The sequence below is a fragment of the Pseudohaliea sp. genome (assembly GCF_054552115.1).
In genome coordinates, this window is record NZ_JBTOLW010000018.1 from 60,848 (window position 1) to 73,403 (window position 12,556).

The 12,556-nt window shown below is 68.9% G+C and carries 14 protein-coding genes; 9 read left to right on the forward strand and 5 right to left on the reverse strand.

Annotated elements, in window-relative coordinates:
• The first annotated feature begins 41 nt into the window (after nucleotides 1-41).
• The gene (purK, locus tag ACX93N_RS10255; RefSeq protein WP_459428322.1) at nucleotides 42-1,196 is read left to right on the forward strand and encodes a 5-(carboxyamino)imidazole ribonucleotide synthase; all 1,155 of its coding nucleotides are present in this window, start codon (nucleotides 42-44) and stop codon (nucleotides 1,194-1,196) included.
• Nucleotides 1,193-1,690, forward strand: a complete 498-nt coding sequence (purE, locus tag ACX93N_RS10260; protein WP_459428323.1) for a 5-(carboxyamino)imidazole ribonucleotide mutase — start codon at nucleotides 1,193-1,195, stop codon at nucleotides 1,688-1,690. Before purK ends, purE begins: the two co-directional genes overlap by 4 nt.
• A gap of 22 nt (nucleotides 1,691-1,712) precedes the next feature.
• Here purE and ilvD read toward each other — a convergent pair whose 3' ends face one another.
• Nucleotides 1,713-3,398, reverse strand: a complete 1,686-nt coding sequence (gene ilvD, locus ACX93N_RS10265; RefSeq protein ID WP_459428324.1) for a dihydroxy-acid dehydratase — start codon at nucleotides 3,396-3,398, stop codon at nucleotides 1,713-1,715.
• Between the two features lie 184 nt (nucleotides 3,399-3,582).
• Here ilvD and ACX93N_RS10270 point away from each other — a divergent pair, with 184 nt between their 5' ends.
• Both ACX93N_RS10270 and ACX93N_RS10275 read left to right on the forward strand, forming a co-directional pair.
• Nucleotides 3,583-5,127, forward strand: a complete 1,545-nt coding sequence (locus ACX93N_RS10270) for an acetolactate synthase large subunit (protein ID WP_459428325.1) — start codon at nucleotides 3,583-3,585, stop codon at nucleotides 5,125-5,127.
• 13 nt (nucleotides 5,128-5,140) lie between these two features.
• The gene (locus ACX93N_RS10275) at nucleotides 5,141-5,977 is read left to right on the forward strand and encodes an SDR family oxidoreductase (protein ID WP_459428326.1); all 837 of its coding nucleotides are present in this window, start codon (nucleotides 5,141-5,143) and stop codon (nucleotides 5,975-5,977) included.
• An 18-nt stretch (nucleotides 5,978-5,995) separates the two neighbouring features.
• On the opposite strand, the gene ACX93N_RS10280 is transcribed toward ACX93N_RS10275, so the two are convergent.
• A complete protein-coding gene (locus tag ACX93N_RS10280; RefSeq protein WP_459428327.1) occupies nucleotides 5,996-6,862 on the reverse strand; it encodes an SDR family oxidoreductase in 867 nt (288 codons plus the stop codon).
• A gap of 140 nt (nucleotides 6,863-7,002) precedes the next feature.
• Here ACX93N_RS10280 and ACX93N_RS10285 point away from each other — a divergent pair, with 140 nt between their 5' ends.
• The 3 genes from ACX93N_RS10285 (at nucleotide 7,003) to ACX93N_RS10295 (ending at nucleotide 9,547) form a co-directional block, all read left to right on the forward strand.
• Entirely contained in the window at nucleotides 7,003-7,230 is a 228-nt protein-coding gene (locus tag ACX93N_RS10285) for a hypothetical protein (RefSeq protein WP_459428328.1), read from the forward strand.
• Nucleotides 7,231-7,312: 82 nt separating this feature from the next.
• Nucleotides 7,313-8,839 (forward strand): putative bifunctional diguanylate cyclase/phosphodiesterase, encoded by a 1,527-nt coding sequence (locus tag ACX93N_RS10290; RefSeq protein WP_459428329.1) that lies wholly within the window; start codon nucleotides 7,313-7,315, stop codon nucleotides 8,837-8,839.
• Nucleotides 8,840-8,908: 69 nt separating this feature from the next.
• Nucleotides 8,909-9,547 (forward strand): DUF2959 domain-containing protein, encoded by a 639-nt coding sequence (locus tag ACX93N_RS10295; protein WP_459428330.1) that lies wholly within the window; start codon nucleotides 8,909-8,911, stop codon nucleotides 9,545-9,547.
• Nucleotides 9,548-9,569: 22 nt separating this feature from the next.
• Here the strand turns inward: ACX93N_RS10295 and ACX93N_RS10300 are convergent, their stop codons facing one another.
• Genes ACX93N_RS10300 through arfB form a run of 3 tightly spaced genes read right to left on the reverse strand, consistent with a single transcriptional unit; the run spans nucleotide 9,570 to nucleotide 11,409 of the window.
• Nucleotides 9,570-10,775 carry an NAD(P)/FAD-dependent oxidoreductase gene (locus ACX93N_RS10300; RefSeq protein WP_459428331.1) on the reverse strand — a complete coding sequence of 402 codons (1,206 nt, stop codon included), beginning with the start codon at nucleotides 10,773-10,775 and terminating at the stop codon, nucleotides 9,570-9,572.
• Nucleotides 10,775-10,963: a CPXCG motif-containing cysteine-rich protein gene (locus tag ACX93N_RS10305; protein ID WP_459428332.1), complete on the reverse strand. Its 189-nt coding sequence runs from the start codon at nucleotides 10,961-10,963 to the stop codon at nucleotides 10,775-10,777. Before ACX93N_RS10305 ends, ACX93N_RS10300 begins: the two co-directional genes overlap by 1 nt.
• A gap of 8 nt (nucleotides 10,964-10,971) precedes the next feature.
• Nucleotides 10,972-11,409 (reverse strand): alternative ribosome rescue aminoacyl-tRNA hydrolase ArfB, encoded by a 438-nt coding sequence (gene arfB / locus ACX93N_RS10310; RefSeq protein ID WP_459428333.1) that lies wholly within the window; start codon nucleotides 11,407-11,409, stop codon nucleotides 10,972-10,974.
• Between the two features lie 156 nt (nucleotides 11,410-11,565).
• On the opposite strand from arfB, the gene ACX93N_RS10315 reads away from it, so the two are divergent.
• Together ACX93N_RS10315 and ACX93N_RS10320 are read left to right on the forward strand one after the other, a co-directional pair.
• Complete coding sequence (locus ACX93N_RS10315; protein ID WP_459428334.1) at nucleotides 11,566-11,754, forward strand: PLDc N-terminal domain-containing protein; 189 nt, start codon at nucleotides 11,566-11,568, stop codon at nucleotides 11,752-11,754.
• A gap of 303 nt (nucleotides 11,755-12,057) precedes the next feature.
• Nucleotides 12,058-12,489, forward strand: coding sequence for a hypothetical protein (locus ACX93N_RS10320; protein WP_459428335.1), 432 nt, complete (start codon nucleotides 12,058-12,060; stop codon nucleotides 12,487-12,489).
• Nucleotides 12,490-12,556: the final 67 nt, after the last annotated feature.

The window sequence follows — 12,556 nt, forward strand, 5'->3', positions numbered from 1 at the left end:
GGTATAGTGCGCGGCTTTCCCAGACAGGCGGGGGCAGCAGCATGAAGATTCGCGTGGGCATCGTTGGCGACGGCCAGCTCGGCATGTTCCTGTGCGAGGCCGCGCAGGCGCTGGCCATCGACACGGTTATTCTCACCGGGGACGCGGACAGTCCGGCCGCACAGCGTGCCGGCGCGGCGGTCGTGGGCGCCATGGATGACGCGGAGGCCGTGCAGGCCCTCGCCGACGCCTGCGACATCGTCACCTACGAGCGCGAGGACGTGCACCCGGTGGCCGTGGACACACTGCGCCGGGCGGAAGCCGCCGGCAGCATCCAGTGTCACCCCAGCCTCGCGGTCATCGAGACCATCCAGGACAAGGCGCGGCAGAAGCGCTGGCTCGCCGAGGCCGGCCTCCCTACCCTGCCCTTCGTGCTCGCCAGCGGCGGGGATGGCGAGGCGGCAGCCGCAGCCGCGGAGCTCGGCTACCCGGTCGTGCAGAAGGCGCTGCGCGGCGGCTTCGACGGTCGCGGCGTCCAGTTGCTCCGGGACGAGGCGGCCCTCGCCGATGCCTGGCCGGGTGAAACGCTGTACGAGGCCCACGCCGGCGACTTCCGGGAAATCGCGGTCATCGTGGTGCGCGCCCGGGATGGCGAGCTGCGCTGTTTCCCCCCGGTGGACATGACCTTCGACGGCGACTACAGCGTCCTCGAGTGGGTCTACGCCCCGAGCGACGCCGGCGAGGCGGTGCTCGCGGAGGCAGAGCGGGTCGCCCGTGCCGCCATCGAGGCACTCGACGGCGTCGGCACCTTCGGCGTCGAACTCTTCTACTGCGCCGACGGCCGGGTGGTCATCAACGAGATCTCGCCGCGGGTGCACAATGCCGGCCATTACACGCTGGAAGCCACCGAGTCGTCCCAGTTCGAGCAGCACCTGCGCGCGGTCACCGGGCTCCCCCTCGCGGGTACGGCGCTGGAGACACCCGCCGCCATGCGCAACCTGCTCTGTACCGAGGCCATCGCTGAGGCGGCCCGGGACCGCGCCGCCGGGCGCAGCGCCGAGGGGCCCGTCGCCACCTACTGGTACGGCAAGGCCCCGGCCCGCGCCATGCGCAAGGTGGGCCATATCACCGCCACCGGCGCCAGCGCCGCCGAGGCCGGCGAGCGCGCGGCGGCGGCCTACCGGCGCCTCACCGGCAGCCATGGAGAAGCCGCGTGAATACCCGGGTCGGCATTATCATGGGCAGCGACTCGGACCTGCCGGTCATGCGCGCCGCGGCCGCCGTGCTCGACGAACTCGAGGTCGCCTACGAGATCGATATCGTCAGCGCCCACCGCACCCCGGACCGTCTCTACGCCTACGCGCGCGAGGCGGAGGAACGGGGCATCCGCGTGATCATCGCCGGCGCCGGCGGCGCCGCCCATCTGCCGGGCATGGTCGCCTCCCTGTGCGCCCTGCCGGTGATCGGGGTTCCCATCAGCGCCACGAAGCTCGCCGGGGAGGATGCGCTGCTGTCCATCGTGCAGATGCCCGCCGGCATCCCCGTGGCGACCGTGGCGATCGACAACGCCACCAACGGCGGCCTGCTCGCGGCGCAGATACTGGCAACGGGCGACGATGCACTGCGGCAGCGCCTGCATCGCTATCGCGACGGGCTGCGGGACCGGGTACTGGAAAAGGCGCAAAGGCTGCGCGAGAGCGACGGCGCCTGAGGCGCCGCGACCTCGCCCGGGGTCAGTCCTCGAAGCGGTCGAGCACCGCGCCGAAACTCGCGGATGCGGCATTGCGCGCAAACTTGCCGAGCACGCCCCGCGTGTAACGCGGCGCCGGCTGCTGCCAGCGCTCCCGGCGCGCGGCCAGCGTGGCCTCATCGACGTTGAGTTCGAGCAGCAGCTCGTGCGCATCGATGGTGATGCTGTCGCCCTCCTCCACGAGGCCGATGGTGCCGCCCACGCAGGCTTCCGGCGCCACGTGCCCGACCACCATGCCCCAGGTGCCGCCGGAGAAGCGGCCGTCGGTAATCAGCCCGACGCTCTCGCCCAGCCCCTGGCCGATGAGCGCGCTCGTCGGCGCCAGCATCTCGGGCATGCCCGGGGCGCCGCGGGGGCCGAGGTAGCGCAGGACCACCACGTCGCCGGGCTGGATCCTGCCGGCGAGGATGGCGTCGAGCGCCGACTGCTCGTCGTCGAAGACACGGGCCGGGCCGGTGATGACCGGGTTCTTGAGGCCGGTGATCTTGGCGACCGCGCCCTCCTCGGCGAGATTCCCGCGGAGGATGGCGAGGTGACCCGCGGGGTAGAGCGGGTTGTCCAGCGGCCGGATCACGTCCTGGCCCGCCGGGCACTCGGCGGGGACGTCCGCCAGCGTCTCGGCAATCGTCCTGCCGGTGATGGTCATGCAGTCGCCGTGCAGGAGCCCGCCCTCGAGGAGCAGTTTCATCACCTGGGGAATGCCGCCGGCGCGGTGCAGGTCGATGGCCAGGTAGCGGCCGCTCGGCTTCAGGTCACAGATCACGGGGACCTTGCGCCGGATACGCTCGAAGTCGTCGATGGTCCAGGGCACCTCGGCGCAGTGGGCGATAGCGAGGAAGTGCAGTACGGCGTTGGTCGACCCGCCCGTAGCCATGATCACCGCGACCGCGTTCTCGATGGCCTCGCGGGTGACGATGTCCCGCGGCTTGCGGTCCGCCGCCACGGCGTCGACCAGCACGCGCGCGCTGTCGGCCGTGCTGGCTTGTTTCTCGTCCTCGACATTGGCCATGGTGCTCGAGTACGGCAGCGACAGCCCCAGCGCCTCGAAGGCCGCACTCATGGTGTTCGCGGTGTACATGCCCCCGCAGGAACCGGTACCGGGGATCGCGTGGCGCTCGATGGCGATGAGGTCGTCCTCGCTGATGCGCCCGGCGCTGTATTCCCCCACCGCCTCGAAGACGCTGACGATGTTGAGGTCTCGGTCGCCGAGGCGTCCGGGGAGGATCGTACCGCCGTAGACGAAGATCGAGGGCACGTTGGCACGCAGCATGCCCATCATCGCGCCGGGCATGTTCTTGTCGCAGCCGCCGATGGCGAGCACGCCGTCCATCCACTGCCCGCCCACGCAGGTCTCGATACAGTCGGCGATCACCTCGCGGGACACCAGGCTGTACTTCATGCCCTCGGTGCCCATGGACATGCCGTCGCTGATCGTCGGCGTGCCGAAGAGCTGCGGGTTCGCGCCCGCCCCGGCGATGGCCGCGACGGCCGCATCGGCCAGGGGCTGGATGCCGGCGTTGCAGGGGGTGATCGTCGAGTGGCTGTTGGCGACACCGATCATCGGTTTGTCGAAGTCGCCCGCCTCGTAGCCCATACCGTAAAACATGGAGCGATTCGGGGCGCGCTGGACGCCCTGGGTGATGTTTCTCGACCTGCGGTTACTGGCCACGCTGGCACTCCTGGCTCGCCCGGGGGAGCCGGCATTCTAGGCTACTTGCGGGAAATGCCTCAAATACTTATCGTGCTCTCGCACCGGTTGCGGGCCAGCTGTAGCGGCATCCGCCGCCCCCGGCGAACACACGAATAGGCTAACAGGCGAAGATTAAGAAACAACCGACGAAAGGAACCCGCCCATGAACGGAGCCGACGCCCTCCTCGAGACCCTGGTCGCCAGCGGCGTCGAGGTCTGTTTCGCCAACCCCGGCACCTCGGAAATGCAGCTGGTGTCGGCCATCGGCAACACCGGGCGCATGCGGCCCGTACTCTGCCTGTTCGAGGGCGTGGCCTCCGGGGCCGCGGACGGCTACGGGCGCATGGCCGACAAACCGGCGATCACTCTGCTCCACGTCGGCTCCGGCTTCGCCAACAGCCTGGCCAACCTGCATAATGCCCGCCGCGCCGGCTCGCCGCTGGTGAATATCGTCGGCGACCACGCGAGCTATCACCTGCAGTACGACGCTCCGCTGACCTCCGACCTGCCGGCACTCGCGGACTGGGCCTCGGCCTGGGCGCACGTTGCCGCATCGCCGGACGACCTCGTGGCCGCCGGTGCCGCCGCCGTCGCCGAGGCGCAGGCGGAAAATGGCCGCATCGCCACCGTCGTCGTGCCCGCGGACCACGCCTGGAACCCGGCGGCCGGCGCCGCCCCCGTGCAGCCCGCCCGGGCCGCAGCGGCCGTGGCGGAGGAGACCATTGCGAACACCGCCGAGCGCCTCAAGAGCGGGCGACAGGCGGTGCTCTTCCTCGGCGGGCACGCCCTGCGCGAGGAAAACCTCTACCGCCTGGGCCAGGTCGCCGCCGCCACCGGGGCGCGGCTGGTGTGCCAGGTGTTCCCGGCGCGGCTCCAGCGGGGCGCCGGGCGCGTGGCCGTGGAACGTCTGCCCTATTTCGCCGAGCAGGCCACGGAAGCGCTCGCCGGCACCGAGCACCTGGTGCTGGTGGGCGCGCCCCCACCGGTAAGCTTCTTTGCCTATCCAGACAAGGCCAGTTGGCTGGCACCCGATGGCTGCGAGGTGAGCACGCTGGCGACCGCGGCCGAGGATATCGACGGCGCGCTCGAGGCACTCCTGGCCGCCGTGGGTGCCGGCGGCGAACCGCCGCTGGTGGAGGCCGCAGAGACCCCGGCACCGGAGGACGGCCCCCTGGACGGCCTGCTCGTCGGCCAGCTGCTCGCCCGGCACATGCCCGAGGACGCGATCGTCGTCGACGACGGCGCCACTAACGGCCTCGGCGCCTACCTGCTGACCGAGCGGGCGCCCCGGCACGACTGGCTCGCCCTGACCGGCGGCGCCATCGGCCAGGGCATTCCCGCCGCCCTCGGCGCCGCCATCGCCTGCCCCGACCGCAAGGTGATCAACCTCGAGGCCGACGGCAGCGCCATGTACACCGTGCAAGGCCTGTGGAGCCTCGCCCGGGAGAAGACCGACACGGTAACCATCCTCTTCAACAACCGCAGCTACGCGATTCTGAATATCGAGCTGGAGCGGGTCGGCGCCGGCGACCCGAACGCGCGCACCCTGTCCATGCTGGATCTGTCCAACCCGGACCTCGACTTCACCGCCCTCGCGCGCGGCATGGGCGTGAAGGCGACCAGGGCGAGGACGGTGGCCGAGTTCGACACGCAGCTGGCCGAGGCGCTCGCGAGCCCCGGGCCGCACCTGATCGAGGCGATGGTCTGACGGGGGGGGAACCATGGCACGGATTCTCATCACCGGCGCCAGCGCCGGCATCGGCCGGGCAGCGGCGATCCTGCTCGCCCACAAGGGCCACACGGTCATCGCTGCCGGACGCAACCGGGAGGCGCTGGAGAGCCTGGCGGCGCAATCACCAATGCTGCACCCGCTCCCGCTTGACGTCACCGACCGCGAGGCCGTCGCGGGCGCCCCCGGCGCGGTGGCGACGCTGACCGGCGGCGAGCCCCTGGACATCCTGGTCAACAATGCGGGCTATGCCTGTGTCGGCCCGCTGGAGCTGCTGGGCGACGAGGCGCTGGAAGCGCAGTACCAGACCAACGTCTTCGGCCTCCTGCGCGTGACCCGTGCCTTCCTGCCCGCCATGCGGGAGCGCGGCAGCGGGCGTATCATCAACGTCTCCTCCGTCGCCGGCAACGTGACCTTGCCCTTCTTCGGCCCCTACGCCTCGACCAAGCATGCCGTCGAGGCGCTCTCGGACAGCCTGCGCATCGAGCTGCGCCCGCACGGTATCGACGTGGTGCTGGTGAAACCGGGAGCGGTAAAGACCGGCTTCGGTGCCGTGGAGCAGGCACAACTCGAGGAACACGCGGCCGCAGCGCCGGCCTACCGCGCCCAGCTCGAGACGGTGATGCGTTTCCACCGTGGACTCCACGCAAAGGGCGCGGACCCGGTCACGGCCGCCGGCGCCATCGTCACCGCCTGCGAAGCGGACAGCCCGGCGGCACGCTACGTGGTGCCGCGCAGGAACCGGCTGTTCATCGCCCTCAAGCAGTGGCTGCCCACGGCCGTGAGCGACTGGATCATGCTTCGCCTGTCAGGGCTCAACCGGCACTGAGCGCCGGCTGCGACGGGCTCAGAACATCGCCACCGTGCGCGTGGGCAGCGCCTCGGCGACGGCGTCGGGCACGAAGAAATCCCGGAAGAGGTCGGCGTCCGGGTCGACCGCGTAGGGCGCAAAATCCGTCACGCCCTCTTCCCGCAGCAGCACCTCGTCGATGAAGAAGTTCCCGGTGCACTCCCGCGACGCACGGTTGAGGATCGCGTAGGCCGCATCGGCCATGATCGCCGGTGTCCGACTGCCGGCGACTGTCTCCGCGCCGCCGAGCACGTTGCGCACCGCCGCCGTGTCGATGGCCGTGAGCGGCCAGAGCGAGTTCACGGCGATGCCGTCGCCGGCGAACTCCCGCGCCATCCCCAGCGTACACAGGCTCATGCCCATCTTCGCCATGGTGTAGGCGAGGTGCGGGGCGAACCACTTCGGGTCCATGTCCAGCGGGGGTGCCAGGTTGAGGATATGCGGGTTCGCCGCCGCCTTGAGGTACGGGATGCACTGCCTCGACACCAGGAAAGTCCCACGCGTGTTGATGCTGTGCATCAGGTCATAGCGCTTCATTTCCGTCTCGAGCGTCGGCGTGGGGCTGATGGCGCTCGCATTGTTGATGCAGACATCGATGCCGCCAAAGCGCGCCACGGCCTGGGTCACGGCCGCCTCCACCTGGTCCTCGAAGCGGATATCGCAGACCACGGGCAGCGCCTGGCCGCCGGCCGCCTCGATGTCCTCCGCCGCGGTATAAATTGTGCCCGGCAGCTTCGGATGCGGCTCCGTTGTCTTGGCGGCGATCACCACGTTGGCACCGTCAGCGGCCGCACGGCAGGCAATGGCCAGGCCGATGCCGCGGCTCGCGCCGCTGATGAAAAGCGTCTTGTCCTTCAGGCTCATGGCGGGGCTCCCATGGGTTCACCGTTACGCGATAGCTCTCGATACTCTAACCGAAGCGCGGCAACAGAACACCCTGCCCTTGCCAGCGGGCGCCCGTTCGCTTAGCTTGCAGGAACGCTTTCACAGGGAGAAGAGCCATCATGGCAGGACAGGGTTCCGGCGGTAATGTCCTCGCGGCGATCTGCAGTTTCTTCATCCCCGGGCTGGGGCAGCTGGTCCAGGGCCGGGTTCTCGCCGCGCTGGCATTCTTCCTGCTCACCTCGGCCTGCTATGCGCTCGGCGCCACGGTCGTGCTGTTCGTCTTCTGGGTTCCGGCGGTGCTCCTGCACCTCTGGTCGATCATCGACGCCGCACGCTTTCGCCCCTGACACGGCCGGCGCAGGCCTAGGACAAACGCTGCGATCTCTCCTACACTGACGGGGAGACACTCCCTACCCCTTGGGGCAGAATTTGCCGAAGGCAGCCTACGCCGCCGTCAGAATCGTCGCCCCGTACCTGGTGCTGGGTATTCTCTGGATCTACGTGTCCGATCAGGCACTGCTGCTCGCCGTGGGCGGCGATGTCGACCGCCTCGGTCGCCTGCAGACCTTCAAGGGCTGGCTGTTCATCAGCATCACCACGGCCATGCTGTTCCTGCTCAGCTACTCGCACCTGCGGCGCATCCATCGGCTGCAGGAGCTCGATACGCAGACGGGGCTGCTGCACCGGCGCCTGTTCCTCGACTACCTCGACGATACGCTCGAACGCGAAAGCGATGCTAACCAGCTGCTGGTACTCATCCTCAATATCGACGATTACGGCGGCGTCGCCACGCGGCTTGGCAAGGCCGCCTCCGAGCGCGTGCTGGAACAGATCGGCGACCACCTGCGCGCCAGCTTTACCGCGGACTGCCTGCTGTCGCGCCTGGGCACCGACGAGGTGGCCATCGCCGTGCCGCTGGCGACACCGCGGGAGCGCGAGAAGCCGCTGCCCGTCGCACTGCGGGCACGGGGGACGTTCCTGCAGCCGCTGCTGGACGCGGGCTGCCGCGCCACCGCCTGTGGCGGCGCCGCCCTCTTTCCACGCGACGGCGGCGACGCGAATACGCTGCTCGCCGCGGCCAGCAGCGCGCTGCGCGCCGCCCACAGCCGCGGCCCGGACCACGTCAACTTCTACGATGACCGCCTGTCCCGGGCCGACCGGCAGCGGCAGGATCTGTCCCAGCGCCTGCGCGAGGCGATCGAGGACGACGCGCTCTACGTGCACTACCAGCCGCAGGCCCGGCTCAGTGACAACATGCCCAGTGGCTGCGAAGCGCTCGTGCGCTGGACCGGCACCGACGGCAGGGCCATTTCGCCGGCTGATTTCATTCCCGTGGCGGAGCAGTTCGACCTGACCCGGGCGCTCTCCGAACGGGTCATCGGCCGGGTCATCGCCGACCTCGCCGCTGCGGGATTGACCGACGGGAGCCTGCCCAGGATATCCATCAACCTGACGCCGGATGAGTTCGCCCGCGGGGACTTCGTCGAGTGGCTGCAGGCACAGCTCGCCCCGATGGCACACTGGCCCATCAAGCCGCAGATCGAGATCACCGAATACGCGGCCCTGCGTGACCTCGAAGCCTCCATCCGCCGCATCCGCGAGCTGGGCGAGTGCGGTATCGATTTCGCCCTCGACGACTTCGGCACGGGCTACTCGAGCCTGGCGTCACTCAGGGACCTGCCGGTACAGGAGCTGAAAATAGACCAGTCCTTCATCGCCACCGTGAACGAGGACCGGCGCTCCCTGGCCATCGTCAAGTCCATTACCCGGCTGGCCGATACCTTCGGCCTCCGGGTGGTCGCCGAGGGCGTGGAAACCGAAGCGCAGCTCGAGCGCGTGCGGGAATGCTACTGCGATGAGTCCCAGGGCTTCTTCCTCAGCCCGCCGCTGGAAATCTCCGATTTCGCCTCCCTGCTCCGCAAGGGCGGCCCGCTGCGGCCACAGCGGGACAGCTGAGCGCCAATCATCCCCGCGCGCCGCGTTTTGTGCTCTAATCCGGTGGCACCGTCAGCGGAGGAGACAGCCGTGCGCGCCGGGACACTGATCATCGCCTTGCTGGCCACGCTGCTGGCCGCCTGTGAGTCCACCTACTACGCCGCCATGGAAAAGGTCGGGCTGGAGAAGCGCGACATCCTCGTGGACCGGGTCGAGGACGCCCGCGATGCCCAGGAGGACGCGCAGGCGCAGTTCACCTCAGCGCTGGAGCGCTACAGCGCACTGGTCGACTTCGATGGTGGCGAGCTGCAGGACGTCTACGATGATCTCAACGATGAATACGAGGACAGCGCGGCGGCGGCCGAGCGCGTGCGCGGACGCATCGACGCTATCGAGGACGTGGCCGGGGACCTCTTTGACGAGTGGGAAGACGAACTGGCCGAGTACAGCAGCGCGAGCCTCCGCCGCGACAGCGAAGCCAAGCTGCGGGACACCCGCCGGCGCTACGAGCAGCTCATCGCCGCGATGCGCCGTGCCGAGACCCGCATGGACCCGGTGCTCGATGCCTTGCGGGACAACGTGCTCTACCTGAAGCACAACCTGAACGCCAGTGCGATCGGCGCGCTGCAGGGTGAGCTCGGGTCGATCCGCGCGGACGTCGACCGGCTGGTCGCCGAGATGAATACCGCGATCGCGGAGTCGAATACGTTCCTGGCGACGCTGAACTAGAAGGCGGCGCGCCGGCAGCTATTCAGCAGAGCACCCGCAGCCGCCCGCGGCGCCGGAGTTCCCCAAGGCGCGGCAGGGGCCACAGCATCGCCGGGGCCGCGGCCGTCCCGCGGCGAAGCACCGCGGCGAGCCGCTCCGGTACGGGCCGCTGGTCCAGCTGCGCCATCACCGCCTGGAAGATCGCCTCCTTCGCCAGCGAGAGCCCCGGCGATGCCAGGGCGTGCCTGCCCTGCAGGAGCACGCAATCCCGTTCGCCGAAGGCGATCAGCTGCGGTTTCTCGGCGGGCCGGAAGGGCTGCGGGACGCCTCCGCGCGCCGCCCGCTCGATCTCCCGGGCGCAGTGCCGGCCCATGGCCAGTGCATGGTAGGCCTGCCGCGCCAGCGGCTGCGGCAACTCGCCGGCATCTCCCGCGATGAACACGTCCTCTGCCCCTTCGAGGCGCAGGGTGTCGGAAACGGCGACCCAGCACCCGGGCGCAGCCAGGCCGCTCCCGGCCAGCAGGGGCCGGGGTGCGGGCCCGCCGGTCCAGATAGTGAGCGCGGAGCGCAGGCGACCGCCGCCGGCCAGCTTCACCGTCTTCGCCGTGACCCGCTCGACCGCCTCGCCGCAGAGTAGCTCGACACCCGCCGCCTCGCAGTGGGCCGCGAGGTGGCGACCCACGGGCGCGGGCGCAGCGGGCAGCAGCCGCGGCCCCGCCTCCACGAGCGTAACCGGCAGCTCGCGATCACCGCGCGCCCGAAGCACCTCGCCGAGGCATTCCACCCCCTCGAGGCCGCCCCCGACGATCGTCACGCGGCCGGGACGCGGCTCGCGCATCAGGCTGCGCAGGCGCTTGCCGATGGCCGCGCACTGCGCCACGGATTTGAAAGGCATGGCGTGCTCGCGCACGCCGCTGACGCCGAAGTCGGCATCGGCCGCCCCCACGGCCACCACGAGCAAGTCGTAGCGCAGGCTGCCCCTGGCGAGCTGCACACGACGCGCGGCGGTGTCGATGGAAAGCACCTCGCCACGCCGGAACCGGTGCCCCTCCCGTTCCAGCACGGGCTTCAGCGGCAGGCGCAGCGCTGCCGGCCTTTTCAGCCCCGAGACCAGCTCGTGGATCGCCGGCAGGAACTCGAAGGACGGCGACCTATCAACGAGGGTGACGGAGAAGCGCGCGGCCGGCAGCGCGAGGGCGCAGGAAAGGCCGGCAAAGCCGCCCCCCAGGACAAGGACGCGCGGGCGCACTACTCGTGCTCCGCGTGCACGAACGCCGACAGCGAGCCGTCGGCCTCTGCCGACACGGCGACGACCATCGGGCGACAGCAGACCTGGCAGTCCTCGATGTAATCGGTGCCCGCCTCCATGGGGTCGAGCAGCAGCGTCAGGGGCTCGCCGCAGTAGGGGCAATGCGCCGTCCACTCCTCGCGTTCCATGGCCGGCCCTAGCCCTCACCGCCGCGGGGATCGACGCGGCCGCGGCGAGCCTTGATCCGGCCGCGGTGCGTTTTCCTGTCCACCCGCCGGCGCTGGCTGGCGCGGGTCGGCCGCGTGGCGATACGGGTCTTGCGCGGGCGGTGGCAGTCGCGGATGAGCGACGCCAGCCGGACCAGGGCATCCTCGCGATTGCGCGCCTGGCTGCGGTGCCGCTGGGCCTTGATCACGACCACACCGTCGCTGCCCACGCGCTGGTCGCCGCAGCGCAGCAGGGCCTCCTTCCACGGCGCCGGCAGCGACGAGGCCTGGCTGTCGAAGCGCAGGTGGATGGCCGTAGCCACCTTGTTGACATGCTGGCCACCGGCGCCCTGCGAACGCGTCGCCGTCAGCTCGATCTCATCGAGGGGCAGGCGCAACGCGGCGTTAATCTGAAGGTAGTTTTCCATGGGCGGTGAACGGAGCCTCTCGAGCCGTAGGGCAACGATAGCGGATGCGGGCAGCGCCTGCAGACCGGCCCCGGACGCCTGCAGCCCCCGGCGAATTCACGTAGGGTGTGACGGAGCGCCTGACAGCGCTACCCACACGTCAAAGGAGGAACCCGCATGGACATGCCCTTCGGAGGCCTGATCGGCCTGCTGATCCTGATCGCCGATATCTGGGCGATCATCAACGTCATCCAGGCGCGGACCGAGCTGGTCGCGAAGCTGCTCTGGGTCGTCCTCATCGTGGTCCTGCCGCTTATCGGCGTGATCATCTGGTACTTCGCGGGGCCGCGCGCGAGCAGGCTTTGATGGCCTAACATCGACAGGCGGAGCTGGCTGAAAACGCTTTTTCAGGAAGATTGGTGGAGCCAGGCGGGATCGAACCGCCGACCTCAACACTGCCAGCGTGCCGCCGACAATTAGTCTAACCACCTGTTTTATATGGAGTAATTAATTTCTCCAGTTTTCATTAGTTTTGTCCCAGATTTCCGAGTTTCGCCAACAAGCCCGACGTGAGGTTAGGGGCTTACCATGGCGAATTTGACGTTCCGGTTACATCTCTTTCCACCTTCTGTAGCATACGGGGCTTGAGCTTTCCTAGAGGCGGCGAAAATGAGTGACCAAATCGAGAGCGGAGGAAGCCCGAACTCGAGAATTTCGATAAAGCTTGGGGCTCTCGAACTAGAGTTCGAGGGGTCAGAATCCTTCCTCGAAAACCACCTATCAAACTTGATCGAACTAATCGCGTCGATCCCACCACCCGAAGCTACAGGGGAAGACGAGGAAGGGGAGCTACTCGAGGAGTTGCCCGACGACGACGCGAAGAAGCTCCATATGAGCACGAGCACTATTGCCCAGCGACTCGGAGCGAAGAAAGGACCCGACTTGATACTGGCCGCCTGTGCCCATTTACTTTTCGTTAAAGGCCACGATAGTTTCACTCGGAAAAACATCCTCGCGGAGATGCAGACTGAATCGCCCCGGGAATTCCGGAGGCTCTTTGGTTTGAGTCAGGCCACCATAGCCGACTCGGTTTCCTGTTGATGATACGCAGCCTCGTACTCCACGGGCGGGACATCGCCGATAGAGGTGAGCAGTCTGCGGTTGTTGA